Source organism: Nonomuraea sp. AD125B, assembly GCF_041402765.1.
Taxonomy (GTDB): domain Bacteria; phylum Actinomycetota; class Actinomycetes; order Streptosporangiales; family Streptosporangiaceae; genus Nonomuraea; species Nonomuraea bangladeshensis.
The window spans coordinates 354,785-380,088 of record NZ_JBGLOU010000003.1; the positions used below are offsets into that span (position 1 = coordinate 354,785).

23 protein-coding genes and 2 pseudogenes are annotated in these 25,304 nt (G+C 66.7%); 16 read left to right on the forward strand and 9 right to left on the reverse strand.

Going from position 1 to position 25,304, the window contains the following annotated elements; genetic code table 11:
• Positions 1–8: 8 nt before the first annotated feature.
• The 3 genes from ACBR40_RS10660 to ACBR40_RS10670 all read left to right on the forward strand — a co-directional run bounded on the left by ACBR40_RS10660 (position 9) and on the right by ACBR40_RS10670 (position 2,533).
• Positions 9–962, forward strand: coding sequence for an NAD(P)-dependent alcohol dehydrogenase (locus ACBR40_RS10660; protein ID WP_371248547.1), 954 nt, complete (start codon positions 9–11; stop codon positions 960–962).
• Between the two features lie 357 nt (positions 963–1,319).
• Positions 1,320–1,946 (forward strand): ATP-dependent Clp protease proteolytic subunit, encoded by a 627-nt coding sequence (locus ACBR40_RS10665; protein ID WP_344206758.1) that lies wholly within the window; start codon positions 1,320–1,322, stop codon positions 1,944–1,946.
• Complete coding sequence (locus ACBR40_RS10670; protein ID WP_371248548.1) at positions 1,943–2,533, forward strand: ClpP family protease; 591 nt, start codon at positions 1,943–1,945, stop codon at positions 2,531–2,533. The genes ACBR40_RS10665 and ACBR40_RS10670 overlap by 4 nt, the downstream gene beginning before the upstream one ends.
• 27 nt (positions 2,534–2,560) lie before the next feature.
• Here the strand turns inward: ACBR40_RS10670 and ACBR40_RS10675 are convergent, their stop codons facing one another.
• Positions 2,561–2,914, reverse strand: a complete 354-nt coding sequence (locus tag ACBR40_RS10675; protein ID WP_371248549.1) for a helix-turn-helix domain-containing protein — start codon at positions 2,912–2,914, stop codon at positions 2,561–2,563.
• Positions 2,915–3,383: 469 nt separating this feature from the next.
• Between ACBR40_RS10675 and ACBR40_RS10680 the strand changes: the two are divergent.
• Both ACBR40_RS10680 and ACBR40_RS10685 read left to right on the forward strand, forming a co-directional pair.
• Positions 3,384–3,989: pseudogene (locus ACBR40_RS10680) on the forward strand (site-specific integrase); the annotation flags it as partial.
• 1,104 nt (positions 3,990–5,093) lie between these two features.
• Positions 5,094–5,975 carry a TIGR03854 family LLM class F420-dependent oxidoreductase gene (locus tag ACBR40_RS10685; RefSeq protein WP_371248550.1) on the forward strand — a complete coding sequence of 294 codons (882 nt, stop codon included), beginning with the start codon at positions 5,094–5,096 and terminating at the stop codon, positions 5,973–5,975.
• A 503-nt stretch (positions 5,976–6,478) separates the two neighbouring features.
• Here ACBR40_RS10685 and ACBR40_RS10690 read toward each other — a convergent pair.
• The gene (locus ACBR40_RS10690) at positions 6,479–7,372 is read right to left on the reverse strand and encodes a LysR family transcriptional regulator (RefSeq protein ID WP_371248551.1); all 894 of its coding nucleotides are present in this window, start codon (positions 7,370–7,372) and stop codon (positions 6,479–6,481) included.
• Between the two features lie 141 nt (positions 7,373–7,513).
• On the opposite strand from ACBR40_RS10690, the gene ACBR40_RS10695 reads away from it, so the two are divergent.
• From ACBR40_RS10695 to ACBR40_RS10715, 5 genes are all read left to right on the forward strand, one after another.
• The gene (locus tag ACBR40_RS10695; RefSeq protein ID WP_371248552.1) at positions 7,514–8,404 is read left to right on the forward strand and encodes an NAD-dependent epimerase/dehydratase family protein; all 891 of its coding nucleotides are present in this window, start codon (positions 7,514–7,516) and stop codon (positions 8,402–8,404) included.
• A gap of 347 nt (positions 8,405–8,751) precedes the next feature.
• On the forward strand, positions 8,752–9,834 hold the full coding sequence (locus ACBR40_RS10700) for a hypothetical protein (RefSeq protein ID WP_371248553.1): 1,083 nt from the start codon (positions 8,752–8,754) through the stop codon (positions 9,832–9,834).
• Positions 9,835–9,850: 16 nt separating this feature from the next.
• The gene (locus ACBR40_RS10705) at positions 9,851–12,784 is read left to right on the forward strand and encodes a DEAD/DEAH box helicase (protein WP_371248554.1); all 2,934 of its coding nucleotides are present in this window, start codon (positions 9,851–9,853) and stop codon (positions 12,782–12,784) included.
• Positions 12,781–13,965: a hypothetical protein gene (locus ACBR40_RS10710; RefSeq protein WP_371248555.1), complete on the forward strand. Its 1,185-nt coding sequence runs from the start codon at positions 12,781–12,783 to the stop codon at positions 13,963–13,965. The genes ACBR40_RS10705 and ACBR40_RS10710 overlap by 4 nt, the downstream gene beginning before the upstream one ends.
• Before the next feature lie 35 nt (positions 13,966–14,000).
• A complete protein-coding gene (locus tag ACBR40_RS10715) occupies positions 14,001–14,294 on the forward strand; it encodes a hypothetical protein (RefSeq protein WP_371248556.1) in 294 nt (97 codons plus the stop codon).
• A 163-nt stretch (positions 14,295–14,457) separates the two neighbouring features.
• Here the strand turns inward: ACBR40_RS10715 and ACBR40_RS10720 are convergent, their stop codons facing one another.
• On the reverse strand, positions 14,458–14,877 hold the full coding sequence (locus ACBR40_RS10720; protein WP_344206747.1) for an HIT family protein: 420 nt from the start codon (positions 14,875–14,877) through the stop codon (positions 14,458–14,460).
• A 117-nt stretch (positions 14,878–14,994) separates the two neighbouring features.
• Between ACBR40_RS10720 and ACBR40_RS10725 the strand changes: the two are divergent.
• A pseudogene (locus ACBR40_RS10725) lies at positions 14,995–15,226 on the forward strand (DDE-type integrase/transposase/recombinase); the annotation flags it as partial.
• A 401-nt stretch (positions 15,227–15,627) separates the two neighbouring features.
• Here the strand turns inward: ACBR40_RS10725 and ACBR40_RS10730 are convergent.
• The 4 genes from ACBR40_RS10730 to ACBR40_RS10745 form a co-directional block, all read right to left on the reverse strand.
• Entirely contained in the window at positions 15,628–16,371 is a 744-nt protein-coding gene (locus ACBR40_RS10730) for an alpha/beta fold hydrolase (protein WP_344206745.1), read from the reverse strand.
• Between the two features lie 45 nt (positions 16,372–16,416).
• A complete protein-coding gene (locus ACBR40_RS10735) occupies positions 16,417–16,959 on the reverse strand; it encodes a dihydrofolate reductase family protein (protein WP_371248557.1) in 543 nt (180 codons plus the stop codon).
• 54 nt (positions 16,960–17,013) lie between these two features.
• Positions 17,014–17,682, reverse strand: a complete 669-nt coding sequence (locus tag ACBR40_RS10740) for a helix-turn-helix domain-containing protein (protein ID WP_371248558.1) — start codon at positions 17,680–17,682, stop codon at positions 17,014–17,016.
• A 418-nt stretch (positions 17,683–18,100) separates the two neighbouring features.
• Positions 18,101–18,811, reverse strand: a complete 711-nt coding sequence (locus ACBR40_RS10745; protein WP_371248559.1) for a transposase — start codon at positions 18,809–18,811, stop codon at positions 18,101–18,103.
• Here ACBR40_RS10745 and ACBR40_RS10750 point away from each other — a divergent pair.
• On the forward strand, positions 18,772–19,440 hold the full coding sequence (locus ACBR40_RS10750; protein WP_371248560.1) for a transposase: 669 nt from the start codon (positions 18,772–18,774) through the stop codon (positions 19,438–19,440). The genes ACBR40_RS10745 and ACBR40_RS10750 overlap by 40 nt on opposite strands.
• A 549-nt stretch (positions 19,441–19,989) precedes the next feature.
• Here ACBR40_RS10750 and ACBR40_RS10755 read toward each other — a convergent pair.
• Positions 19,990–21,834: an endonuclease/exonuclease/phosphatase family protein gene (locus ACBR40_RS10755; protein ID WP_371248681.1), complete on the reverse strand. Its 1,845-nt coding sequence runs from the start codon at positions 21,832–21,834 to the stop codon at positions 19,990–19,992.
• Positions 21,835–21,876: 42 nt separating this feature from the next.
• Positions 21,877–22,260 carry a hypothetical protein gene (locus ACBR40_RS10760; protein ID WP_371248561.1) on the reverse strand — a complete coding sequence of 128 codons (384 nt, stop codon included), beginning with the start codon at positions 22,258–22,260 and terminating at the stop codon, positions 21,877–21,879.
• A 373-nt stretch (positions 22,261–22,633) separates the two neighbouring features.
• Between ACBR40_RS10760 and ACBR40_RS10765 the strand changes: the two genes are divergently transcribed.
• The 4 genes from ACBR40_RS10765 to xerC are packed head-to-tail and all read left to right on the forward strand — an operon-like array spanning position 22,634 to position 25,294.
• Positions 22,634–22,957: a tyrosine-type recombinase/integrase gene (locus ACBR40_RS10765; RefSeq protein WP_371248562.1), complete on the forward strand. Its 324-nt coding sequence runs from the start codon at positions 22,634–22,636 to the stop codon at positions 22,955–22,957.
• Entirely contained in the window at positions 22,912–23,727 is an 816-nt protein-coding gene (locus tag ACBR40_RS10770) for a replication initiator (protein WP_371248563.1), read from the forward strand. Before ACBR40_RS10765 ends, ACBR40_RS10770 begins: the two co-directional genes overlap by 46 nt.
• Positions 23,724–23,915, forward strand: coding sequence for a helix-turn-helix transcriptional regulator (locus tag ACBR40_RS10775; RefSeq protein ID WP_371248564.1), 192 nt, complete (start codon positions 23,724–23,726; stop codon positions 23,913–23,915). The genes ACBR40_RS10770 and ACBR40_RS10775 overlap by 4 nt, the downstream gene beginning before the upstream one ends.
• A complete protein-coding gene (gene xerC, locus ACBR40_RS10780) occupies positions 23,912–25,294 on the forward strand; it encodes a tyrosine recombinase XerC (protein ID WP_371248565.1) in 1,383 nt (460 codons plus the stop codon). Before ACBR40_RS10775 ends, xerC begins: the two co-directional genes overlap by 4 nt.
• Positions 25,295–25,304: the final 10 nt, after the last annotated feature.

Genomic DNA, 25,304 nt, shown 5'->3' on the forward strand with positions numbered 1-25,304 from the left:
GAGAGATCATGCGTGCCGTCCAATACACCCGTTTCGGCCCTCCCGAAGTGCTGCGCGTCAACGACGTGCCCATGCCGGAGCCCGGGCCGGGAGAAGTACTCGTCGAGGTCCGCGCCGCGAGCGTTGACGCCGGAGAACTCGCCTTCCGCACAGGCAGACTCCGCGGCATCGCCCGAGCCCGATTCCCCCGCGGCCTGGGAGGCGACTTCACCGGCCGCATCGCGGCCCTGGGCCCCGGCGTACACGCCTGGAGCACGGGGCAGGAGGTGTGGGGGCTGATGCCGCACTTCACCTTCGGCGCCATCGCCGACTACGTGGCCGTCCCCGAACAGCGACTCGCCCGAGCACCCGAGAACCTGAGCCTGCTCGACGCCGCCGCCCTGCCCTCGTCGGGCACCACCGCCCTGACCGCCCTGACCGACAAGGCCCGCCTGGCCGGCGGTGAACGGCTCCTGGTCCGCGGCGCCACAGGCGGCGTCGGCAACATCGCCGTGCAACTGGGCAAGGCGCTCGGCGCCCACGTCACCGCGCTCGCCGGCGCCCGCAATCTCGGCTGGGTCACCGAACTCGGCGCCGACGCGGCCCTGGACTACCGCACGACCCGGCCGCAGGACCTCGGTCATTACGATGTGATCCTCGACGTCGTGGGCACCGACCTCGGCGCCTACCAGGCCCGGCTCAACCGGCGTGGCCGCATGGTCGCGCTCGCCTTCGACCAGAACCACATCCTGACCTCGATGGTCACCACGGGGCTGCGAGCCGCCCTCTCGCCCCGGCGCGTGAAACTCTTCAGCAACAACCCCTCCCCCGCGCGGATCGCCGACCTCACCACCTGCGCCGAGGCCGGCAGCATCCGCCCTGTGATCGACACCGTCTACCCGATCGACGACATCGCAGAGGCCCACCGACGACTCGAGACCGGCGGAGTCCGCGGGAAGCTCATCATCGACATGCAACGCTGACCCCTGCGCGAAGCAACTCCCGCCCACCGCGGACGGCAAGCGACGCGGGCCGCTGCGCCGCGGCGGGTTCGCCTCCCCAAGACGCCACCGAGGCCGCGCTCGGTCAGGTGCGTGATCGGCGCACGGACATCAGTGCCCAGACGATCCACAAGTTCGGCTCGACAGGTGGAGCCGTACGAAGCCGTTCTGGCCATGCGTACCCATACGAATATCGAAGCCGGCCCGGCAGCCGGACCGCGCTCCCCGAACCGGCCGGTAATCGCGCTGTCCCTGCTCGGGAGCTCTCGCTGCTCAGAGCAGATCTGCCCCAGGCAGATCGTGTCGACGCCGGTCCGGATCGCCTCACAAGATGGACGCATGAGCGAAGAATCGAAACTTCCGCTGTTCAACCCACGGATGAGACGCGAACTCTTTGAGCAGCGTGTTCTCGTTCTCGACGGCCCTCTCGACGACGACAACGGGACACTGCTGGCCACCCAGCTGATGGCGCTCGCCACGGAGGATGCGTCGTCCGATATCGCCTTGTGGATCCATTCCCCGGGTGGCTCGGTCCCGTCGATGCTTGCGATCCGCGACATCATGCGCCTCATTCCCTGTGACGTATCGACCCTCGTCCTGGGTATCGCTTACAGTGCCGGGCAGTTCTTGCTGTCGTCGGGGGCCCGTGGGAAGCGCCGCGCTCTACCGCACTCACGAGTCCTGATGCACCAAGGCTCAGCGGGAATCGGTGGCACCGCGGTCGACATCGAACTGCAGGCCGGCGACCTCCGGCATACGCGCGACACAGTGCTCGGTCTGATTGCCGAGGACACAGGTCAGCCTGTCGAGCGCATATTCGAGGATTCTCTGCACGATCGTTGGTACACGGCACAGGAAGCACTGGACTACGGCTTCATCGACGCCATCGTGCAGAACTTCGACGAAATCGCGCCACAAAACCGCCCGCGGCTCGGATTCGGCATCACCCAAGGAGTCGGCCAGTGACCACATATACGATCCCGAACGTCATCGCCTCGAACCCTCGTGGCGAGCGGATCATGGATGTCTACTCGCACCTGCTCACCGAGCGGATCGTCTACCTGGGCACCGCAATCGACGCGGGCGTCGCGAATGCTCTCATCGCGCAGCTGATTTTTCTGGAATCAGACAACCCCGAGGCGGAGATCCAGTTCTATATCAACTGCGAAGGCGGAGACCCGAGCGCGATGCTCGCGATCTACGACACCATGCGCCATATCCGCCCGCGGGTTTCGACGACTTGTGTCGGCCAGGCCGTCGCGGTGGGTGCCGTACTTCTCGCCGCGGGCGCCGAAGGCAAACGTGCCGCTCTCCCCCACGCACGGATCATCCTGCACCAGCCGGCAGCCCAGGGGCGCGGAGCGATCCCCGATCTCATCTTGCAGGCCGACGAGGTCGTACGTGTCCGGGCGGACATCGAGCGCATACTTTCACGGCACACCGGCCAGTCGGTCGAGACCCTGCGCGCCGACACCGATCACGATCGCGTGTTCACCGCTACCGCTGCCTTGGAGTACGGGCTCCTCGATCAGATCATCGAGGAGCGTTCATAGGCCCGTGGACAACCCCGGCAAGCCGCGCTACGCGGCCAGAGCATATGCCGCCGAGCAGGTGGCACCTCTCGACGCGCCCTGCTGAGCAGGCCGCAAACTCTCGGCAACGGCGAGGGTCAGATCGACCAGGGTCACATCCAGCGCTCCGGCGACCGCGGCGATCATTTCGCTCGACGGCTCCTTGACGCCTCGTTCGATCTCGGAGAGATATTGCGGCGAGACTCCGGCGCGGCTTGCCGTCTCGCTCAACTTCTCGCCCCGCTCATGGCGAAGCCCTCTCAAGCACTCACCGAGCACCTGCCGCCACAGCGGCTCGCGAGCCGGAGACGGCTCGGGGGCGGTCCGATTGATCGCTGGACGCGACGGCATGGATGAGGCCATGCCTCACCATAGGTCGATGGCGCGTTCGGGTTCCGCCGGCTTCGCGCAGAGCAGAACCGTCTCCGCTTACCCTTGCCCAGCCTCAGGCCATTCGCGCGCTCACCGAGCGGTCGTCGCGGCGGCGACCACTCGGTGAAGCCGAAGAGCAGCCACGTGAGCACCGCTTGCGCAGGCGTTGCAAAGGCGCAAGCTCAGCTGGCAGGACCCGCTGGTGAACGTGGTCGAACTGATCGCCCGCTCCGGGCAGGCAGCCGCCGACGACCCACGCCGACCTGCTGACCGGATACCGCACCGAGCCATGACCCGGCGTGGTCGACGACGAGGTCGTCATCCTGGCCGAGCGCGCCGCCGCACACGTCCCCCTGGACAACCTCAAGGCGGTGGCCCGCCTGCTGGGCGACCTGCAGCGAGCGGGGAACGAGGTTCAGATGAATCTCGACGGCAGCACGCTGACCGTCAACCGGCAGCTCGTGCCCGCGATGCGCTGCACTTCTCCAAACTGGTGGATCGGTTCGTGCAGAACCTGCGCCGGGCGGCCGTCTCTGACATGCAGTACTTCGCCACAGTCGACCTTCTCGCATCCGGGTGGGGCCTGCTCACTCTGGAGAAGACCGCACCCCAGAGCAACAAGCGGTTCACCCACTCCGGCAAGGCCCACGACGAACGCGGCCTGAAGCATCGGAACGCGAAGAGCACGCGGCCGGTGCCGATCCCGCCCGAACTGGTGGCCATCCTCCGGGCGCACCTCGACACGCACGGCACGGCCAAGGACGGACGGCTCTTCCGGACCAGGACGGACGGCGTGATCTCCGGCTCGGCCTACGCCAAGATCTGGAAAGAGGCCCGAACCTACGCCCTCACTCCCGATCAGGTCGCCTCTCCCCTCGCGGGCAGACCGTACGACCTGCGGCACGCCGCCGTCTCCCTGTCGCTGGAGGCTGGCGTCCACGCACCCGAAGCGACGGAGCGGGCCGGCCACGGACCGGAAATCATGCTCCGGATCTACGCCAAGTGCATTGACGGACAACGCAATGTGGCCAACCAGCGGATAGAGGGTGCGCTGGCTCGTGACTGATCGATCCGGGGATACTGGCCCGGTGGATCTCCCGGCTGAGCTCAGAGATCGTCTGGCCGACCTCAGAGGTGATCTCCTCTGGGGTCGGCTCCCGGGGAGGGCGGCGGATGCTGGATGGCTGGCCTGTGAGCTCATCGAGGCCGGTCTGGATACGCCGGCGGTGTGGGAGCTTGCGGGTTACGCGTTGTCCATCGGACCTATGAAGGAAGTTGAGCCGCTGGTCCGCCAGGTGCTGGCGGAGAGCGGCTTCCCGTCCATCGACCTCCAGCGCGAGCCGCGGGCGGTCGCTCAGGACGTGGTGCAGGGATAGCGGAGGGCACGCTACCCATAGGCAAGGGCGCCGACTTCCTGATCATGGAGCTCAGCGATAGATGGACCACCCCCCACGAGATTTGGGAACTGATCCTCCTCATCGACGGCTGGGAAGCCCTACGTGGGACTCCGCCGACCGACGACGAGCTTCGAGAGCAGGCACGCAAAATCGTCGATGCCGCACCAGGGTGGCCCGACGCGAAGGCAGATCAGGAACCGTAGAACATGGGAGTCCATCGCCAGCCATGGGTCTCGGATCGCTCCGGGGCTCTTCGGCTCACGTCGGGTTCATCCCGCAGACGTCCAGAAACCTGGCCTCGACGTACGAAAACGTGGCCCCTTTCATCCCGCGTATATCCCGTGACCACCGACAGACAGGGGCTCTCGGCGGCCTACTGCTGCACATCACGCGAGAGCCGCACCCAAGCAAAAGACCAGCTCAGACGAGGTTTTAGCTGGTCTCGATTGCGCGCCCTGCAGGATTCGAACCTGCACCGCCGGATCAGAAGCAAGATCTTTAAGAGTCGCACTGTGCCACTGGATGATGGTTCGTGCCATCTCAGCGCGTTTTGCTCCACCCTGGACGCAACTCAAAACCCCGCAGCGCGAGCTGCCCGTTCGGATCGAGGTCGTCGAGGATTCCAACTGTCACCCCCTGCACCGCCACGTGGGACAAAGCACGTGGACAGCGCCGGGAGCAGCGCCGATCTCAGGACGCCGCGGCGGTTCTGATTCCCGCTTCCCAGCCCCCCGCATCAGCAGGCCCGCGCCGGTCCGGCCGATAATGGCCCGATGAAGGTACGGATCGGGATAGCTCCGCCACCTGGAGACCACCCTGACCGCCTCGCCGGACTCGCGGAGCGGGCCGAGGCTCTCGGGATCGATTCGCTGTGGTTGTCGGAGATCGTCCACGGGCCGTCCGTCGAGCCCATCGTCGGCATGGCCTACACGCTGGCCGCCACCCGCAGGCTGAAGGTCGGCACGGGGGTGGCGATCCTGCCGGGCCGTCACCCGGTGCGGGTGGCCAAGCAACTCGCCTCGCTGGCTGCGCTCGCCCCCAAGCGCGTGCTGCCGGCCTTCGGGCTGACCCCGGCCAGGCCCGCCGAGCGGGAGGCGTTCCCCGTTCCCGGGCCGCGCGGTGCGGTGTTCGACGAGTCGCTGGAGCTGCTCAGGTTGCTCCTGCGGCAGGAGAAGGTGACCTTCCACGGCGAGTTCTTCGCGGTGGAGAACGCCGGGGTCGGCCCGCTGCCGGCCAGGCCGCTCGACATCTGGGTCGGCGGCAGCGGGGAGCGCGCCCTGCGCCGCGCCGGTCGGCTCGCCGACGGCTGGCTGGCCAGCTTCCTCACTCCTGACCAGGCCGCCGCCGGCCGTATGGCGATCGCGGCGCACGCGGCCGAGGCGGGCCGCGAGATCGAGGCCGACCACTACGGCACCAGCCTCGCGGTGGCCGCGACCGAGATCCCTGCCACCGCGATCGACGCCATCGCCAGGCGCAACCCGGGCGCCGACCCCGCCGAGATCGTCCCGGTCGGCTGGGCCGCCGCCCGTGATCTGATCGGGCGTTTCGTCGAGGCTGGGATCACCAAGTTCGTCGTACGGCCCGCCACGCCTGTGTCCTCGGTCGAGCGCTGGCTCGACGAGTTCGCCGACCACCTCATGCCGCTGCAGCACTGAGCGCAACCCTGACGTGTCCCCACGTGCTCTGAACTGGGGGCCTGCTGATGAGGCGCGCCTTTCACCTCCGCCTTCCGAGAGTTCTTCAAGGTGAAGGGTTGCGGATCGTCACCACTCGGCCGCGAACGCCGATCCCGGAACCGACGCCCCGGATGCCGCGACACGGCCTGCCGCGCACGTGAACGACCTTGACGACCAACGAAGACCATCACGCCGCTCAACCGCAGCTCAGATGACGTGACCCGATATTCGAGCGGCACAGGAAGCTGTCGACGACACGCCAGAATGCGGCAGTCGGAAGCCCTTGGAGCCGCTATGCCGCCGGCGACCACTCAAGGTGACCGCCGATCTTCCCGCACAGCTGAATACAGATCACTCGAACAACGGTCTCTGCCGGTACTCCGCCCCTTGTCCGAGGCCGTCATGACCGTGGCGTAGTGCTCCGGCTGGTCCTCGCATGCGACGGCTGACCGTTCCCGTCGCCATCGTCGATCGATCTCCTGTCAGAAGGCGCGCTCGTGATGGATGTGCCGTGGGAGCAGGTCCATGAAGGCGTGCAGCGCCCTGGTCGGTTTGCGCTTCGCAGAGCTGATCACGCAGAGCGTCCAGGACAGTCCCGTCCCCTGCAGCGCCACCGCGCGCACACCGGGGTGCACGGGGAACGTCTTGGGCTGGAATGCCACGCCGAGCCCACGCATCACGTACTGGGGAATCGTAGTGATGTCGGAGACCTCGACCAGCACCTGACGCGGCAGCTCCGCGCGAGCGAACGCCTCGTCCACCAGCTCCCGCTGGCAGAAGCCGATCGGCATCTCGACGAAGGGCTCACTCGCGAGGTCGGCAAGGCGCACGGCGTCACGCCGGGACAGGGGGTGGTCCTCGGCGACGAGCAGCTGGAGCTCAAAATCCTTGATCGGCATGACGTTGAGGTGCTCGTCCCGGAGGCGCCTGCCGACGAAGGCCACGTCCGCACGGCTCTCCTTGACGTCCTCGACCAGCCCCGCCGTGCCGCGCTGCGACATCGCGACGCGCAGCCGCACCCCTGGGTGCCGGCGATGGAAGTCACCGGCCAATGCGGGGACGTCCACGACGGTCATGCTGGTGAGCATGCCGACCGTGAGGCTGCCGCGCAGGCCGGCGGAGACCGGCTCGACGGTGGCGCGGGCCCGGTCCAGAGCCTCCAGGGCCGCTCTGGCCTCGGGGAGGAACGCCGATCCCGCCTCGGTGAGCTGGACCGATCGGGTCGACCGGGTCACCAGCTCGACCCGTAGGTCACTCTCCAGCGCCTTGATCCCCGCCGACAGCGTCGACTGCGTCACGTGGAGGCGCTGGGCGGCACGGGTGAAGTTCATCTCTTCGGCCACCGCGATGAAGTACTCCAGCCTGCGCTGGTCCATGCGCCTCCTCCATCTATCGGTGCCGGCGATATGAGCATCGAGATTCTTCGTTGGACACGATAAGCGGCCATCGACAACAGTGGCCAGCGCGGCCACCGGCTTCCAGGCCGCCTTCCACAACTCCTCGACGAAGGACGACTCATGCGCGTATTTCTCACCGGCGCAACCGGCTACATCGGCGCGGCGGTTCTCGATCGGCTGGTGGCCGAGGGGCACCAGGTCACCGCCCTGGTCCGCGACCAGGGCAAGGCGGAGGCCGTACGAGCCAGAGGGGCGGTCCCTGTCCTCGGCGACCTGGCCGATGCCGATGCGGTGCACCGGCTCGCCGACGCCGCCGACGGCGTGATCCACCTGGCCGCTCCTGGTGACGACAGCAGTGCGCGGATCGACGACGCCGCGGCCACGCACATCCTCGGCGCCCTCAAGGGCACCGACCGGCCCTACGTCCACACCAGCGGACTCTGGGTGCACGGAAGCGGCACCGCGATCACCGAATCGACCCCGATGAACCCGCCGCGTCTGACGGCCTGGCGGGTGCCGATCGTGGAGCGCGTGCTCTCCACGCCCGGCGTGCGCGTCGCGGTGGTGGCTCCCGCCGTGGTCTACGGCCGTGGCGGCGGGCTGCTGAACCTCGTGGCCTCGGGGCCGAGAACCGCAGGAGACGCGCCGGCCCTCACCATGATCGGCCATGGGGAGCAGCACTGGGGCACGGTGCACGTGGACGACCTCGCCGTGCTCTACGTACGGGCGCTGGAGAGCGCGCCCGCAGGCTCGTACTTCATCGGGGCCAGTGGCGTGAACCCCACTGTCCGCGAGATCACCGAAGCCGTGAGCCGGGCGATCGGCCTGTCCGGCCGGGTCGCTCCCGAGCCGGTGGCCCGGACGCTCGAACGCCTCGGCCTGCTCGGCGAGGCGCTGCTGCTCGACCAGCAGGCCGTCGGGGACGCCGCACGGCGGATCCTCGGCTGGACCCCGGAGCAGTCGACGATCGTCGAGGACCTGGCTGCGAACCGGCTCGCCGCGATCTCCTGACGCACCACATCCCGGTTCTCACCGCGGGCTCGTCGCGTGGAGCGAGGAGCCCGCGGGGTCGGCCAGCACCAGGCGGACGGCTTCTTCCTTGAACTCCGGCGAGAACTGCCTGCGACGCCTCGTCACGTACCTACCTCTTCCAGACTGCTGTCAGCTTATGTAGCTGGCTGTCCGGAATCTTCTAGGCACCTCATGGCGTGATTCATGAATGACGGTCGCAGGGCTTGGCTCGCGCTCAAACCTGCACCTAATTCGACGATTTTCGCGGCAGGTGAGTTGCCTACTCGGAGGCTGCGTACTTTGGCGGACAGCCGTCATCTGGGCGCAGCAGTCGCTACCATCCTCAAGTGGCGCAAGCTCAGCGCAAGCACATCCCCAACGAGATTCGACGCGCGCTCTTCGACGCGACCGACAGGCGATGCACCATCTGCCGTAGACCCTTGGACATAGAGGGTGGCACCCACCACATCGGCGAGATGGGCCACATCGCACCCCACTCCCCTGACGGACCTCGCCGGGAGGCGGTCAGACCGGCGGAAGTCGATGGCCTTAGCAATCTCATGCTGCTGTGCCCGAGTTGCCACCGGACCATCGACAAAGAGCCGGGCCTATGGCCGGATGACCATCTGCGCGCCATCAAAGCCGAGCATGAGGGGTGGGTGGTCGTCGAGCGGGCACGGCCGGAGCCGGACAAGCCGCTTGACGAAAAGCCCATGGGCCTTGGCGAGATCGTTGAGATCGGGGACGTCGCCTACCGGATCGCCGGCAATCCCCAAGAGGAGAGGTCCACGGACGGCCGAGCGATCAGGTCCCGGGCCTTCGCGCTCACACCTGACGGCCATCACCTCTGGATCCGCAGAATCGCCACCAGGTGGCCCGATTCCGAAGCCCTGGATCTCCGCGTCGCCCTGGCCGCCGAGGCCGACCTGCTCGCCGAAGCACTCCCCGGCCTGCCTCCGCCCGTCGCGGCGTCTATGACCGCGGAGACGGCGACACTGGTCACTGCGATCCCCTCGTTCACCACCCTGGCCCAGTTCTATGGCGGCCGAGGCCGCGAGTCCGAGGCCGTGAGGGTCCTGGCCGCTGGCATCGCCGGACTTTGCGAAGGGCTTGCTTCCCTACATGCCAGAGGCCTCGCCCATGGCTCCCTCGACTCTGACTCGATCATGACCGACCGAGGTGGGGCACTCTTTCTCCGTGACGTCGGCGATGCGTTCCTCCATCCCGTCGAACCCGCCGAGGACGTTCGCCGCCTGGCCGAGCTGATCCACGTGACGGTGACCGGACGCCCGCCCGTACCGCTCGTCTCGGCGGCGGTCCTGAACCCTGCAGTCCCGGAGCGCTTCGCCCAAGCCCTCGACCGCGCGCTTCTCCCTGATCCGGCTGGGCGCGGAGACATCGTGGAACTCAGCGCGGGACTGCGCATGTGAGGTGAAGGAGCAGTTGGTGGAGAGAAAGATCGTCGATCTCGGCGTCGAGGTCGGTCTGATCTGGTCCAAGAACTTCCCCGGCAAGCTGGTCAGACAACGCGAGCGGCATCCGCTCCTGCCAGGGCTGGAAGGGATCCGCCACGACCTGTGGTCGGCCGGATCGCAGAACCTCATTCCCGCTCGTGTGGAACGCGGCTGGGAGGGCCGGGACGACTTCCTCAAGATCTATGTCGACGGCCGGTACGCGCTCATGCTCTTCCCCACCAAGGACTCGCGTGGCTACTGGATCGGTGGGATCCATCCGATGCACTTCAGCGACCACGACCAGATTGTGCGCGGCGGCCTGCTGCTGCGCGCCGGGCGATGGCGGGTCTTCGACCACCCCTCCCAGCTGCAGCACTCCTCCGGCTGGCCAGCAATCCAGACCACCTGGGCCACCGGCTTCACCTCGCCGCCCGGCCAGGAGCCAACGCCCACAGTACGGGCCTCCCACACCGCGTTCCTCAACCAACTCGGCACACTGGTAGATCAGGGACGCCGGATCGAGGCCTCGGCTGGAGACGCCAGCCGACTCGTTCCGTACCACCGCGTCACCCCAGTGGCGGCGACCCGCCGCTCCGCGCGGTCGGTGCACGCCTTCCAGCTCATCGACGCCAACCGTCTAACGGCCGGCACCCGCGTGCACATTGACGGCGAGCCCGACCTACGCGGCCGGATCGAGCGGATCGACGAGGGCGTGGCCACAGTAAGGTTCGAACGGCCCGTCGACTTCGGCCGGATCCCTGAGAGCGGTGCCTTCGCTGAATCACCCAACCTGATCGCCTACGACAAGCAGCGGGCGGCCATCGAAATTCTTCGGGAGGGCCGCACCCGCAATCCTCAGCTCCTGACCACGCTGGCCGACCACCGCTTTCAGCCCTTCGCCCCCGTCCTTGGGCGCCGTCCCCGGGAGCGTCTGGACGCCAGCCAGCTGAGTGCCTTTCACAAGGCTCTGGCCGTTCCCGACCTCGCTCTCATCCAGGGCCCGCCCGGCACCGGCAAGACGCACACCATCCGCCAGGTCGTTCTCGCCTGCGCCGATGAGCAGCGCAAGGTCCTCATCTCGTCCTACACCAACCGAGCGGTGGACAACGTGCTCCAGGACCTGCCGGAAGACCTGCTGGTCCTGCGGATCGGCCGGGAAGACGGCGTTACCCCGGGCTGCGAGCACCTGATGCTTGAGGCGCGGGCGGTCGAGCTCCAGCGGCGCATCGCCGAGCGGACGGAGCTTGTTCTCGCGCGCTATGCAGCGGCGGCTTCGGATGGTCCGGCGGACGCCTTGTACCGGCAGCTCGCCCAAGACCTGGGGCGTCTGAAGGAGACTGATGCGGATGTCCAGCGAAGCGCCGCTGTCCTGGCTGAGCGTGAAGATTCCGTGACCGCCGACCTCCGAGAGCGGACGGCCGCCTTGGACCATGAGGAGCGCCGCCACGAAGAGCTGCTCGCCGAACATGTCCATGCCCTCGACCGGCTAGAACGCGCGCTGGACAGTGCCCGGAAGGCCGCCGGCCTCCCGCTGGTCGGCCGGTTCTTCCGGCGGCGGCTCATCCGTCTCGAAGAGAAGCGATCCGGGACGGCGGCCGAGTCCGAGGACATCCGCCGGACTTCGGGCCTGATCGCGCAGGACCGGGCACGGCTGGCGGTCGAGCTCGACCAGGTCCGTGCCACGCATCCCGACCTCGTGGCCGCCCGACGGACTCACGAACGCGACCTGGCCAGGCGACGAGCCGGCGCAGAACGAGCCGCGAAGGTCGCCACGTCTCTGCGCGGACTGCTCGACGGCGAGACGCCCGAGATCAGCGCCGACCCGGCGAGGCTGGCCGCATTCCTGCGCGCCGCAGGCTCGGCACTCGGGCGGATGCGCAGCCGGTTCGATCTCTTGATCTCCTGGCGAGCACAACTCGAACGGCGTACTGAGCAGTTGTACGGCGAGCTCGTCAGATACGCAGACGTGATCGGCGCGACCTGCATCGGCACCGCGACGAGCGAGCATCTCGACGACGTCGACTTCGACGTGGCCATCGTCGATGAGGCCGGCCAGATCGGCACGGCTGATTTGCTTGTTCCGTTGGTCAGGGCACGCAGGGCGGTCCTCGTCGGGGACCACGTGCAGCTGCCGCCGCTGCCGGACCAACGGCTCGTCGCCTGGGCCGAGAAGGAGCATCCCGGCGATTCCGAGCTGGTCCGGCTCATCACTGACAGCGCCTTCGAGCTGTTGTTCCCCGTGACGCCTCCGGAGAACAAGGAGCTGCTCCGTTACCAGCGCCGAATGCCCGAGAGCCTGGCCCGCTTCATCTCCCGCCACTTCTACGACGGTCTCCTGGAAACCGACGTGTGGAGAGTCCACCACGACGACCTGTTCGCCGCTCCCGTGGCGTTCGTCGACACCGCGGAACTCCCGGAGCGTGCGCGGCGCGACCGCAGACCCCGCGCGGACGAGCCATGGCCCAAGGACAGCCGGCTCAACGAGTGTGAGGCCAGGCTGCTGACACTCCTAGCCACCCACTATCACGCGCAGTCTGATGACTGGGCGGTAATTCTCCCCTACGCGGCTCAGATCGGCTTGGTCACCTCCCTGCTCACCCGGCGCATCGGTGACGAAAGCGTCGTCGCTCGCCGGGTGGCGACGGTCGACTCCTTCCAGGGCGGCCAGCACGACACCATCCTCTTCGGGTTCACGCTCAGCAACCCGTACCGCAATGTCGGCTTCCTCAGCGAGGTACGCCGCTCCAACGTGGCCTTCTCCCGGGCCAAGCAGCGGCTGATCCTCGTCGGCGACCTCATGACCCTCCTCAACGCCACCGACTCCGGCTTCCGGGACCTGGCACACGCACTGCACGATCACGTACGAACCTCCGGCGACCTGCGCGGCTATCGCGACATCATGCGACGCCTCGGGGAGAACCCATGAGCAGCACGTCAACCGACACGATCCTCTACGCCCAGGCCCGCGCTTTGGAGCACGCCGCCGACCTGCCCGGAACCCGGCCCGTGCGGATCCACGCGCTCGCCTTTCCCCTGCACGCCGCGGAGCTCTCCGCGACCATCGAAGAACGTAGCCCGTTCGACCTCCTCGATCGCTATGTCGGCCTCGCCATCGCCGAAGGCGGGTTCACCCGCCTCCAGGACATCGCCGCGTTCCTGGGCGTCTCCGAGCACATGGTCGACCGGGTCCTGCGCTTCCTGGGCGGCATCGGCCATCTGCAAGGCAGCGCCGACGCCCTCTCCCTGACCGAGCGCGGCCTGCGGTCGGTGCGCGACGACCGCCGCTATACCGAGAAGCAGGAGCGGCTGCGCCTGTATTTCGACGGCGTGCGATGCGGACCGCTTCGCACCGCCCATTACGCTCACGGCGTGCGGATTCTCGATCGGGACGCCGCGTACGCACAGCGGGCCTTCCGCCTCCTCCCCGAGGCCTGCGGATTCCGCCCCAGCGCCGTCGCAGAAGTTGCCCGACGTCCCGACAGAGACGAGTACGACTTGCCTGATGAACTGCTCAACCTTGAGGTTCTGGAGGTGAGCCGGGCATTCCTACCCTGCTACGCCGTCAGGGCACACGACGGCCGACGGCTCAGGACACTCATCTACTCCGGTGTCGCCGAACTGCGTGACCACCACCTGGAAGAGATCCTCAATTCCTGGCCGACGGCCACGCACGTGATGGAGAGCGCCGACTCCGAGCAGCCACGCGACCATTTCGCGGAGTGGATGCGCGAACGAAAAATCACCCCACAGGCACTCTCCTGGGTCGACCACTACGGCTTCCGGCTCGTCCTTCCACCCTCCCGCTATTTGCAGCACACGATCGAGGCAAGGGAAAAAGGCACCTTCGCACTCACGATGCTCGGCTCGTATGTGGCTCCACGGAGCCACGTCCTCCAGCTGTGGTGCGACGACGCCCCTACTCGGACCAAGGCCGTCCTCAACCGGGCCCTGGCGTACGCGACAGCGACCCGCCGCAACGTTCAAGAGGTGATGGCGTTCCTCGAACGCGTCTGCCGCCAGCTCGAACCGGATGCCGACGTCACTCTCGACGACCTGCAGATGCACGCCCGTAAGACCGGATACGGCGCTCTGGATTTCAAAGAATGAAAGTCGGTCCGGATACCGCTATCAGAAGGGACAGCATGTTCATCACAGTACGCTTAGTGAAGTTGACTTTCGGTCAGCTCTACTGGTTCGTCGACGCTGCGCGAGCCAGCGGCATAGACCCGTCTTCTCCGGTGCGTTACGAATGGGATGATTACGATGACTATGACCCGCACATCACAGGCTTGATAGCACACATCAGTCCGAGCATTCACGCCCAACCGATAGAACCGCTCACTCTTCAACAGAAGCGCGATCCCGCCAAGACACTAAATTCCATTATTCATGCTGGTGGTGACGCCGCGCTCCAGCCCCGCTGGCACCATCTATAGATGACGGTCGCAGTGCTCGGCACGTGCTCAAATTCGTACGCCCCTCTATGTTGCCCCCGCGAGGTGTCCGCCTCGGTCGAAGTCGTTGCTGGTTTTCAACTGTCATCCCTTGCCCTGTCCGCGTGGGGCAAATCAGACGGACGGCGCCGTAGGCGACGCGCTTTCAGGACGCCGCGGCGGTTCTGATGTGATCGGCCAGTGGCGACAGCGACGACAGCGACAGTTCCCGATGCTTCCATGCCTGCCTGAGGTCCTCGGGGGTGTAGCGGGGAAGCAGGTGAAGGTGGAAGTGAAACACGGTCTGCCAAGCCGTAGGGCCGGTGGCGTGCCAGATGTTCATCCCGCCCGGTTCCAGCGCGCGCCGCAGCAGAGCGGCGGTGTGCACAGCACCCCGCATCAGCAGGCCCGCGCGGTCCGGACCGATGTCGGTCAGGTCGCGACAGTGCTCGCGGGGAACGACCAAGGTGTGACCGCGAGTCGCCTGCGAGATGTCAAGGAAGGCGACCACATGCTCGTCGGAGTAGACGATCTCCGCAGGGATCTCTCCAGCTACGATGCCGCAGAATGTACAGGTCCCGGTCATGCGCCGCCTCTCCTCCACTTGATCGAACCAGAGCGTAGCAACGCCGGATCAGGCTTGGGAGAGCGGGACGCGTCCAGAGCCTCACTGCGACCCGTGCCGTCGAGCGCTGGTCGAAGCCGCGACTTCACCGCTGAGCGGCCGGGCATCAAGCTGGTCGGCGACATCACCTATGTCCGCACTTGGGAGGGCTTCCTCTACCTGGCCACGGTGATCGACTGCCCCAGCAAGGCGGTGCTGGGCTGGGCGATGACCGACCCTTATCGCGCCGAACTGGTCAAGGAGGATCCGGATGGCCGCCGGCACCGGTCTGCTCCAGCCAGGCGCCGTGTCCCATACCGACCGCGGCTCGAACCGTTCTCCTTTCGCAGGTGACGCGCGACACTTCGGTTGCGGGGCGCGGCCATCAGGAGCACGACGACGACCGCTTCAGCGGCGGCGACGAGCGGTTCGGGACGTGGCCGAGCCGGCCGTACGACTGGGGATCGATAAGGCGGTGAACACCTGTCCCGGACGCCGCCCCCGTCTACCTGCTCGTCGACGGGAAGCTCACCACCCGTCAGACTACGCACACCCCAGCCCCCGAATAGGTCCAGCGCATCCGGCAGGTGTGCTTAGCCCTCAAGCGCCAAAGCTCGCGTCCCAGCGGAACCATACAAGCGCCCGCTACGCGTCCTGACGCGGAACGACCTGGGTGCGTTTGACTACCAACCAGAATCACTCCAGTCTTCTTTCCGCACCTGCCGGGGCTGATCACCGGCCGAGGAACGCGGTCACCATCGGCAGCACCAGGTCGGGCCGGATGACCTGCAGGTGCTTCGTGCCCGGCAGGATCGCCAGTTGCGCGTTCGGCAGCAGTTGCTTCATCTCGACCGCGTGCTCGAGCCGGACGAAGTCGGTGTCGCCGACGATGATCAAGACCGGCATCGTCAGTCGGCCCAGCTGTTCGTCGCTCCACCCGTCGAGATCATGTACGAATGGCCCGATCTTCGCCACGAACGGGAAGAACCCCTCGGGATTCGGCGCCACCTCCTCGTAGGCGCGTTGCATCGCCTCGGACTCCGCCGCGGTCGGCATCCGAGGCGAATCCAGCTCCAACGCCGTGATTTCGGGGTAATACGCCTCGCCCCGGGTCGCCCCGAAATGCGAGGCCGCCAGCACGACCCGGCCGACCCGATCCGGGACCGAGACGGCGACCTCGGTGGAGACCAGCCCGCCCAAGCTGTAGCCGAACAAGTCGGCCCGCTCGACGCCGAGGTGATCGAGCAGCGCGATCACGTCCTCGGCGCATTGCCGGATGGAGAACGGCCGGTCGCTGTCGGCGGTGTGCCCATGCCCCTGCAGCTCGATACCGATCACCTTTCGCTCGGCGGTCAACGCCGGCAGCAGCGAGTCGAAGCTCAGATGGAACGTATACGCGCCACCGTGCAACATGACGAGCGGCGGACCGGAGTGATCAGCGCCCATAATCTCGTAGTAGAGGTCGATGCCGTTCACCGAGGCGTATGCACCCTGAGTCATGTCGATTCCCCTTATCCCTGTCTATCGGCTCGGCACATAGGTCAGCACGACTGCGCCGTTACCGAGCTCAGTTACTTCTGTCAGGTCCATGGCGGTAGTCCGGATGCCGGACAGCAGTGACTCCCCGGATCCAGCGACGAAGGGGGGGATACTCAGATGCAGTTCGTCGAGTAGACCTGCCTCGACCAGCGCCCGACTGAACGGGCCGTTGCCATATTTCAACAATCTGCCGTCGCCGACCTCCTTGAGCCGGGCGACCGCCTCCACCGCATCGTCAGCCAACACCCGCGCGTTCCACGTGGTCTCGGTCAGCGTGGTGGAGGCGACGTGCTTGGGCAGAGAGTCGATCTTGTCCGCGACGTCGCCGGTCATGGTCGGCCAGCTTTGGGCAAATCCCTCATAGGTCGCCCGGCCGAGCACGAGACCGATCGCCGAGGACAGCAGCTGGAGGCGATAGGCGAAGTGGTTATCGTCGGGGACGACCTTCATCTGCCCGGCCCACCAGGCGTCGCCAGACATTCTCCCATCGATCGAGAGGTGGTTGTATTCGATCAGTTTTCGCACGCCGGGAGTCAACCACAGGCTGATCGGTCCGTCTTGTATCGAACCGAAGCCGTATCACCACGCCAGAAACGGGGTACCGGACCTTAACTCGCCAGGGGTGTGACCGGTCGCCCACCGCATCGCCCGTGCGAGCTGCGACTGATCGTAATAGCCGCCGGCGGTGACCACGTCGGCGATCGATCTCCCCACAGCGAGAAGTTGCGCGGCGTGCCGTGCCTGCTCGATGCTGGCGAGCTTGCGGTGCGAGATCCCGACAGCCCGGCGGAACCGGATCTGCGCGATCCGTTCCGACATGCCGTGCGGCCGCTCGCCGTGCCGGATCTCGTCAACGAGCGGATCAAAGAACAACAAACGCGCACGCGCAAGCCGGTCGACGAAGACGTCAATGTTCTGCTCGGTCGGCATCTCCCAGTCCCGGTTGCCCAACACGATCCGGCCACCCGGCAGGGTCGGCAACAACGCATCCCTGAGGTCGGTCAGACCTGAGGGCGGGTGCAGCGGCAGACAAGTACCAAGCCGCAACTCCACGCCGAAAAACTCCCAGCCCTTCAGGCAAGTCAGCGAGGTGCCCCTTGTCTCCGGTCCGCGCACGTGCACTGTCCATCCGTCATGGCCCCGCGCAAATGCGATCATGGACGAGGTTTTGGCCACCGAAGTGAAATCGATCGTGGCGTCACAACTCGCCGACCACACCCGTTGCACCAACGGGAGTTCGCCGGTCACATCGTCGAAAATTAGCCCCACACGCTGTGAATATAAACTAGTCCAGATCTATCTTGTGATCCCTACACCCGATGATTTTCGACGAGAGTCGAAATCCTGCTGGCCCGGCTCCGCATCTCGCACCCGAAGCTCGATTTGGTCGGTGCGGCAGCGCCCACGGCCGGGACGCTCGTAACTTAGGTCCGCCGCTTTCTGCGTCTCATTCTGACGAGAATGGCCGAACTGCGAAGGTCAGCGCGTGCCCGGCATCGCCTACCGGCACCCCTCGGCGGCCGGCGTCGGGCGCAGGGCGTCCGTCCGCAGTGGCAACGGTCCTCCCGGTTGACCGGATGGGCGTCGGCTGGGGGTACCTGCGCGGGCCCCTGGTGAGGACGTCGTGCAACATCAGCGGCTACACAGGTTGACTTCGTAGGGTCGGTCATGGTTTTGCCGGGGTATCGAGGGTGAGCCCGGTCTGGGTCAGACAGCCGGTGAGCAGGTGGGGCCGGTACTGGATCTTCTTCAGCTTGCGTTTAACGATCCGGACGAGCCCGGGCAGGTCGGTGACGGCGAAGTTGGCCAGGGCCCGGCGGAGCAGCGACCAGCTGCCCTCGGCGGGATTGAGTCCAGGAGCGTAGGCGGGGAGCTGGACGATGCGTAACCAGTCGGCGTTCGCGGTGGCAAAGTCGGCGAGTTGGCCGGCCAGGTGCACATTCAGATTGTCCCAGCACCACACCAATGGCGCGCCCAGGTGCTGGTGGATGGCCACGATCAGGTCCCGGTAGTCCATCCAGGAGAAGGTCTTGGGCTCGCCCTTGCGGCCGTGGTAGACGTGCAGGCGGTAGAACAGGTACGGCCGCTCGCCGTCGCGGTAGCAGACGACGCCGGCCACGTTGACCCGGTCCGAGCCTCTGCCCCTGACCGTCACTACCGGCCGAGCGCTGACCGGCGGCCGGGTGCGTCCTAATGAGTTCTGGGAGTAAGCCATCCGGCAGACTCCGTGGTGGATAGTGGCCGCCGGCAGGTGAGCACTCTGGCGTCCTGGACATCGAGTCCTGACGAAAGACCGTGCCCCTGCCAGGTTGGTCGGGAGAGTTGATCGCTGATGGGATGTCGTGCCCGTCCTCACGTGGCGTGAGCACTGCTTCATCAGGTCGCCGCTGGCTCTCCCGCAGGCTGCTGACCAGCGGAAACGACGACATCGGCGGGAGACCGAGGAACTTGCCGGTGCCCGCCTGCCAGACGCGCACGGGCGGGCAGCCGAGAAGGCACCACCGCCGCGATATCTTCGACGCGATCAGGTACGTGACCGACAGCGCCTGCAAGTGGAGGGCCTTGCCAGCGGACTTTCCGCCTTACCAGACCATGTTCGGCTTCTTCAGCCGTTGGACCAGGGCCGGGGTCTTCAACCACGTCCGGGATGAGCTTCGCCGCGCCATCCGGTTGCGCGCCGGGCGCTGTCCCCACCCGGTCGCCGGCGTCATCGATTCCCAGTGGGTGCGTGCCGCGGCCACCGTCGCCGGCCGCTCCCGCTCCTACGACGCTGGGAAGAAGGTGCCGGGAAGGAAGCGTCACCTGGTCGTGGACACCTTCGGCCTGCTCATGATTGTCATGGTCACGGCCGCCGGGCAGCCCGACCGCGACGCCGCACGGGAACTACTGGTCCGGCTGCGGATGCTGCATCCGCAGTTCACCCTCGTCTGGGTGACAGCGCCTACGCCGGCCCGCTGGTGGAGTGGGCCCGCCGTTTCTACGCCTCACCTTGAAGACCGTGACTGAACGGCCTGGTCACACCGGATTCAAAGTGCTCGCGCGTCGGTAGATCGCGGACAAATCCCTGCCCTGGCTGGTAAACGCTCGTCGCAACGTCGTCGGCTTCGAACGCAAGCCGTCGCACAGTGAAGCCCATCTGACCGTCGCCGCGATCACGCTCATGACCAGGCGACTGACCAGGGAGAGGCCGTCGGCATGGGTCCGCGAGCCAGCGCACCGCAGGCCGCCTGGAATGCCCGAACCATCCGGGGGAGTCCTGGCCGAGGGCATGGACTCCCCCTGCGGACCTTGCTTACTCCAGGACGAAGAGCGCCCAGTTTTGATGTGAGCTGATGCAATGGTGCCTGCACGTGTAGTCCTTGACCACGCCGTGCTGCTTCAGGATGGAGCCCTCCACAGTGCAGCCGGCCTCGGTCATGGTTGCCGGTGGGATTCGCGCCACACGGGCGGTGCGTAACGCGGAGCGTGGCGCAGTCCCACACCGTGGCCTGCGGCGACGCCGCTCATCTGAGCTGTGTGGCGATTCTCACCAGCGGACCAACACCCCTTCCAACGTCATTCGTACGGAGTGATCTCGGCGATCGCGGTGGCGCCGCCCATTCCGTTGTCCACGCGCAGTCGCAGGTAGCGGGCTTTGACGCCATTGAGGTGGACGTCGTTCGGCCCGGTGATCCGCGGCCAGGTCACGCTTGCCACCTGCGCCCACCAGGTGCCGTCGGCGCTGACCTCCAGCACACCTTTGAGCGGTGTGCCGGTCATGTTGACGACCGGATTCTGGGCAGCCGAGAAGACGGCGGCCAGCTTGGGCACGAATCGGACCGCGGACAGCGTGCGCTCCTGCCCCATGTCCACCGTGATGAAGTGCGGCTGGGCGGGGCTCACCGTGGGATCGGCCGCGTCGGGGTACCACGAGTGGTAGTAGGTGAACGGGTCGCCGTCGACCGCGAGTCGGGGGTCTCCCACGTACGGCTTGAACGTGCTGGCCGTGGCGGACAGTTCCGCCGGTGGAATCAGGGTTCCCGCCGGCGGCGCGGGCCAGACCCCGGGCGCGTACTCGGGCTTTTCCGTCACGATGGGACGATTCGGGCCCGGACCGGTTCCGGTGACCAGCACGTCGGCGATGACCGCGCCGTGGTCGGAGTAGAACGGGTATTCCTGGTCCAGGTAGCCGCCCTGGTGGCGGGGCAGGCGGCGCACGTCGGTGCGGGCACCCAGCACGCGCATTTGCGCCTTGTTGTCACGGAAGAGCAGGTAATCGATGCGAGCGGGGGCGGCGCCGAAGCCGCTCCTCGTGCTCCAGGTGCGGCCCGGATAGAGCCCGGCGTCGGCGTTGATGTAGCGGAAGACGTCGTAGAAACCAGCGTCGACGTACTGCTTGGTGTAGGTCCATGGCACGGCCAGCCCGGCATGTCCGCGGGCCTTGGCGAACTGGCCGGTCCAGTCCCGATACGACCACGCGTTGAAGTCACCGCCCATGATCACGGGGGCGTCGTCCTTGACGTAATACGGCACCACTCTCTGCAAGATCGCCTGGCCCTGCGCGTTACGTTTCGTGTCGTCGTAGGTGAGGATCGTGTTGATCGACGGCGAGATCGGCTTGCCGAACTGGGTGTTCACCACGGCGTGGTGCATGGGGGCGAAGACCGAATCCTCGTGCCGGGACCAGACGGTGAAGGCGTGGATGTGCTTGCCGTTGGGCAGCTGCAGCTTGGCGCCGCCAAAGTGGAAGTCGGTGATCTCCGGCCGTTCGGTGTAGCGCTGGACGACCTTCAGCTTGGTGAAGAGCCAGAGATTGCGGTACTTCGCCTCTTCCGCCACCGTGATCGGGACCGAGCTGTACAGGTCGGTCGTGGCTCGCCCGGCGTTGAGCCCCTGGAGGATGGCGGTCTCCGAGCCGTAGGCCTCCACGACGAAGAAGACGTCGGGATTGACCTCGTTGACGTACTCGATCAACTGCTTCAGGTTCTCACCGGTGTAGTCCTTGCCGTCGAGCGTGCCTCCGCCGAGGAGGTTCCAGGTCATGAGCCGTACCTGGGTGCCCGCCTGTCCCTGGGCGAAGACCGCGTCGCTGGCGTCGAGCTCGAACTCGCCCTGCGGCACCACGAAGGGATGTGACTCCGCCTTGCCATTCGTCGTGTACAGCGTGGCCCGCATCCACACATACCCCAGGGTCCGCTGCCTGATGGCCATCCTGATCTCGTGAACCTGACCGGCCACCGCCGGTCCGTTCGCCAGGATCGTGCAGAGCTTTCCCACCTGCTCCGGGCCCGGCGTAGTCAGGGTCTTCCCGTCACAGCGGTAGGAATACACGAAGCTGTCCGCTGACGCCGCAGCCGGTACGGCCCAGGGCAGCAGTAATACGGCTACGGCGATCAGTAGCCGCCTTATCGGTCTCGTCATAAGGATCAAGTATGTCAGTGACAAAGGGAGACGAAATGCCGTTCAGCCCAGGTCTTTCGTGCGCCCAGCGGTACAGGAGACGAAGCCGTGACCGTAATACAGGCCCTTTTCCGGCGGCCCCTGGCCGGACCGGGCGTGCCATTTCCGAGCGTCCAGCCAGCTCCGCATGAAAGGGACGTCATAGGCAGGAGGTTGGCCGTGCATCAGCTCGGTCACATCCTCATCGTCAAGGGCAAGATCGAAGGCGCTGCCTGTTCGCCGGGGATGCCAGCCGCGATCGAGTGCCATGCGTATGGTCGCCATCATCAGCGCCGGCCGTACGGCCATTGTCCGTTCGCCCCACCACGCGTCCGGCCGGGAGCAGGGAAGCGACACCAGCAGCAGGACGCGGCCCGACACGCCGGGCAGTTCCACCGCGAACGTCAACGGACCCAAACTGTTCCCCTGGCAGTAGGTGGGCTTACGACGGAACGCGCCAGCGGGATGTCATGTCGTCAATGGTGAATGAGCCGCGAACCCTTCTTTGGAATCGCCATGAACAACCTCCTGCCCTGTTCCGTCATTGTTCCTGGGATGGCCGAGAACGGCGAGTAACGACCATAGCCAGGCGTAAGAGCAACCCCTCGTCAAACCCTGATCGACAGGGTTTTTGCGAGGTGGCCAGGGAGAGGACCGAAGCTCACCACCACAGCCACGACGCCATTTCCGCCGTCATCCCCCGAGGATGTCGCGGTGCCCCTCGACGGTGACCGCCATCACCAGGTAGATGGGCCGGTTGGCGACATGACCGTCCCGGATCTTGGCTCTGACACCGGATTCGTGTTCACCCAGCCCCGACGGCAGCCGCCTACATCCCCGGCACGTCTCCGACCAGTTCCTCTGGCTGGCCTGTCTGGCCGGCCTGCCACCTATCCGGCTCCACGACCTCCGCCATGGCGCAGCCTCGCTGATGCTGGCAGCCGGGGTGGAAATCAAGGTGGTACAGGAAACCTTGGGACACACCTCCAGCGCGTTCACCGCCGACACCTACACCTCCATCTACCGGCAAGTGGCCAGCGGCTGGCGCCGCACCTGCACATGGCCATCCGGGGCACCCTCCTGCGCGCTGAGATCAAGCAGATAGCCGCAGCCACCTACCATCAGGTCAGGTGGCCACAGGCCGACGAAGTGCGCTTCGACGGTGACCACCTGCCCGTCTGGGACGAGCAGGCCGGCTACCTCGACCCGGCCACCGGCGAGGTCCTGCCCACCTGGGACGAAGCCCTCGACGCCCTGGACGAGGACACCGAACCCCTCCACGTGCTGCGCTTCGCCGAACAGGTGGACGTGCAAGGTGTTCTCGCCGGTACGCCGGACGCCGACCAGTGCATCCACTACCTGTCCAAGTACCTGACCAAGTCCCTCGGCGACGCCCTCGACGGCGGCCAGGCCCAGCGCGACCATGCCGCCCGCATGGTCGACGCCCTGCGTTACGAACCCTGCTCGCCGACCTGCCCGAACTGGCTCCGCTACGGCGTCCAGCCCAAGAACTCCAAAGCGGGGATGGCTCCCGGCCGGTGCCGCTCCAAGGCACACAAGCCCGAACACCTCGGCTACGCCGGACGCCGCGTCCTAGTGTCCCGCAAGTGGTCCAACAAGACCCTCGCCCAACACAAGCAGGACCGCCGTACCTGGGTCCTGGAAGCCCTCGGCCAGACCGACGAACCCACCGACCCGCACCGCTACATCTGGCGGCCCGTCCCGGCAGGCGACGCCAACGTGCCACCCCTCGCCGTACGCCTCCTGCGCACCGTGGCCGAACGCCAACGGTGGCGAGCCCACCTCAGAGAGCTAGAAGCCAGAGCAGCCGGTCAAGATCTTTCGGCAACTGAGCAGACCGGGAGGGCGGCATGAGCAGGCGCGACGAACTTCTCACCGTCGCCCAGGTCCTCGACGAACTCGGCGGAGTCTCCCGCCGCACCTTCTACCGCTGGCGCGAGATCGGCAAGGCACCGAAGGGTATCCGCCTGCCCAACGGCGAACTGCGCATCTACCGCAGCGACCTCGAAGCTTGGCTCGAATCCCTCCGGAGCGCCGCATGACTACCTCCTACAAGGTCAAGTTCTGGGACATCCGTACCAACACCAGAGCAGACAAGCCCGGCAAGAAGCCTCGGATCGTCTCCCACACCGTGCGGTGGACGGTCGGCAACCGTGAGAAGTCACAGACCTTCAAGACCAAGGGCCTGGCCGAGAGCTTCCAGTCCGACCTGCGGCAGGCGGCCAAGAAGGGCGAAGCCTTCGACGTGGACAGCGGTCTTCCCGCTTCGATGGTCAAGGCCAAGGATGCCCGGACCTGGTACGCCTTCGCCGTCGCGTACGTTCGCACCTGGTGGCCCCATGCGGCGGCCAAGTCCCGCGAGGGCATGACCGACACTCTCGCCACCGTCACCCGCCTTCTGGTCGGCGACGTACCCGGCCGCCCGTCCGACGAGAAGATCCGGCGGGCGCTGCGCGAGTACTCCTTCCTGCCCGAGGACCGCCGGCGGGAGCCAACACCGGAGATCGCCCGCGCTGTCCGCTGGCTGGAAGGCGCTTCGCTCCCCCTGAGCGCTCTGGAGGAGACCAAGCACGCCCGTGCGGCGCTGGAAGCCCTGGGGCTGTGCCTGGACGGCAAGCCTGCGGCGACCTCGACGTATCGCCGCAAGCGGGCCGTCTTCCATCACGCGCTCGAATACGCCGTTGAGCTGGAGGAGCTTTCGGCGAATCCGCTGCACAAGGTCAAGTTCCGCAAGGCCAAGGTGAGCGGCGAGATCGATCGGCGCTCGGTGGTCAGCCCGCGCCAGGCGCGTGAACTGCTCACCGCGGTGACCTACGTGGGACGGTCGCGAGGGCCGATGCTGGCCGCCATGTTCGCCTGCATGTACTTCGGCGGCCTTCGCCCGGCAGAAGCGGCGGGACTGCGGCAGAAGGACTGTCAGCTCCCAGAGAAGGGCTGGGGGCTGCTGACGCTGGAGAAGACCCGGCCGCAGAGCAACAGGCGGTTCACCGACTCGGGGCAGGCCCACGACGAGCGCGGGCTGAAGCATCGGGACGTGAAGCACACGCGCACCGTGCCCGTCCCTCCCGAGCTGGTGGCCATCCTGCGGGATCACATCGCGGCGTTCGGAGTCGGCGAGGACGGCCGGCTCTTCCGTACGCGCACGGGCGGCGTGATCTCGGGCTCGGCGTACGCGAAAGTCTGGCAGGAAGCCCGGACGTACGCCTTCACTCCCGACCAGGTCGCCTCTCCCCTGGCGGGCCGGCCGTACGACCTCCGGCACGCGGCAGTCTCGCTCTGGCTCAACGCGGGCGTGCATGCCCCGGAAGCGGCCGAGAGAGCGGGGCACGGCGTGGACGTGATGCTGCGCGTCTACGCCAAGTGCATCGACGGCCAACAGGAGATCGCCAACCAGCGCATCTTGGAAGCGCTCGCGGCGTGACACAGGAGCT

Excerpts from the sequence above, each read along its gene's own strand:
- ACBR40_RS10660 (WP_371248547.1), top strand. The coding sequence starts at position 9 with ATGCGTGCCGTCCAATACACCCGTTTCGGCCCTCCCGAAGTGCTGCGC.
- ACBR40_RS10665 (WP_344206758.1), top strand. The coding sequence starts at position 1,320 with ATGAGCGAAGAATCGAAACTTCCGCTGTTCAACCCACGGATGAGACGC.
- ACBR40_RS10675 (WP_371248549.1), bottom strand. The coding sequence starts at position 2,914 with ATGGCCTCATCCATGCCGTCGCGTCCAGCGATCAATCGGACCGCCCCC.
- ACBR40_RS10685 (WP_371248550.1), top strand. The coding sequence starts at position 5,094 with ATGAAGGTACGGATCGGGATAGCTCCGCCACCTGGAGACCACCCTGAC.
- ACBR40_RS10690 (WP_371248551.1), bottom strand. The coding sequence starts at position 7,372 with ATGGACCAGCGCAGGCTGGAGTACTTCATCGCGGTGGCCGAAGAGATG.
- ACBR40_RS10695 (WP_371248552.1), top strand. The coding sequence starts at position 7,514 with ATGCGCGTATTTCTCACCGGCGCAACCGGCTACATCGGCGCGGCGGTT.
- ACBR40_RS10710 (WP_371248555.1), top strand. The coding sequence starts at position 12,781 with ATGAGCAGCACGTCAACCGACACGATCCTCTACGCCCAGGCCCGCGCT.
- ACBR40_RS10715 (WP_371248556.1), top strand. The coding sequence starts at position 14,001 with ATGTTCATCACAGTACGCTTAGTGAAGTTGACTTTCGGTCAGCTCTAC.
- ACBR40_RS10720 (WP_344206747.1), bottom strand. The coding sequence starts at position 14,877 with ATGACCGGGACCTGTACATTCTGCGGCATCGTAGCTGGAGAGATCCCT.
- ACBR40_RS10750 (WP_371248560.1), top strand. The coding sequence starts at position 18,772 with ATGTCGTGCCCGTCCTCACGTGGCGTGAGCACTGCTTCATCAGGTCGC.
- ACBR40_RS10745 (WP_371248559.1), bottom strand. The coding sequence starts at position 18,811 with ATGAAGCAGTGCTCACGCCACGTGAGGACGGGCACGACATCCCATCAG.
- ACBR40_RS10755 (WP_371248681.1), bottom strand. The coding sequence starts at position 21,834 with ATGACGAGACCGATAAGGCGGCTACTGATCGCCGTAGCCGTATTACTG.
- ACBR40_RS10770 (WP_371248563.1), top strand. The coding sequence starts at position 22,912 with ATGGCCATCCGGGGCACCCTCCTGCGCGCTGAGATCAAGCAGATAGCC.
- ACBR40_RS10775 (WP_371248564.1), top strand. The coding sequence starts at position 23,724 with ATGAGCAGGCGCGACGAACTTCTCACCGTCGCCCAGGTCCTCGACGAA.
- xerC (WP_371248565.1), top strand. The coding sequence starts at position 23,912 with ATGACTACCTCCTACAAGGTCAAGTTCTGGGACATCCGTACCAACACC.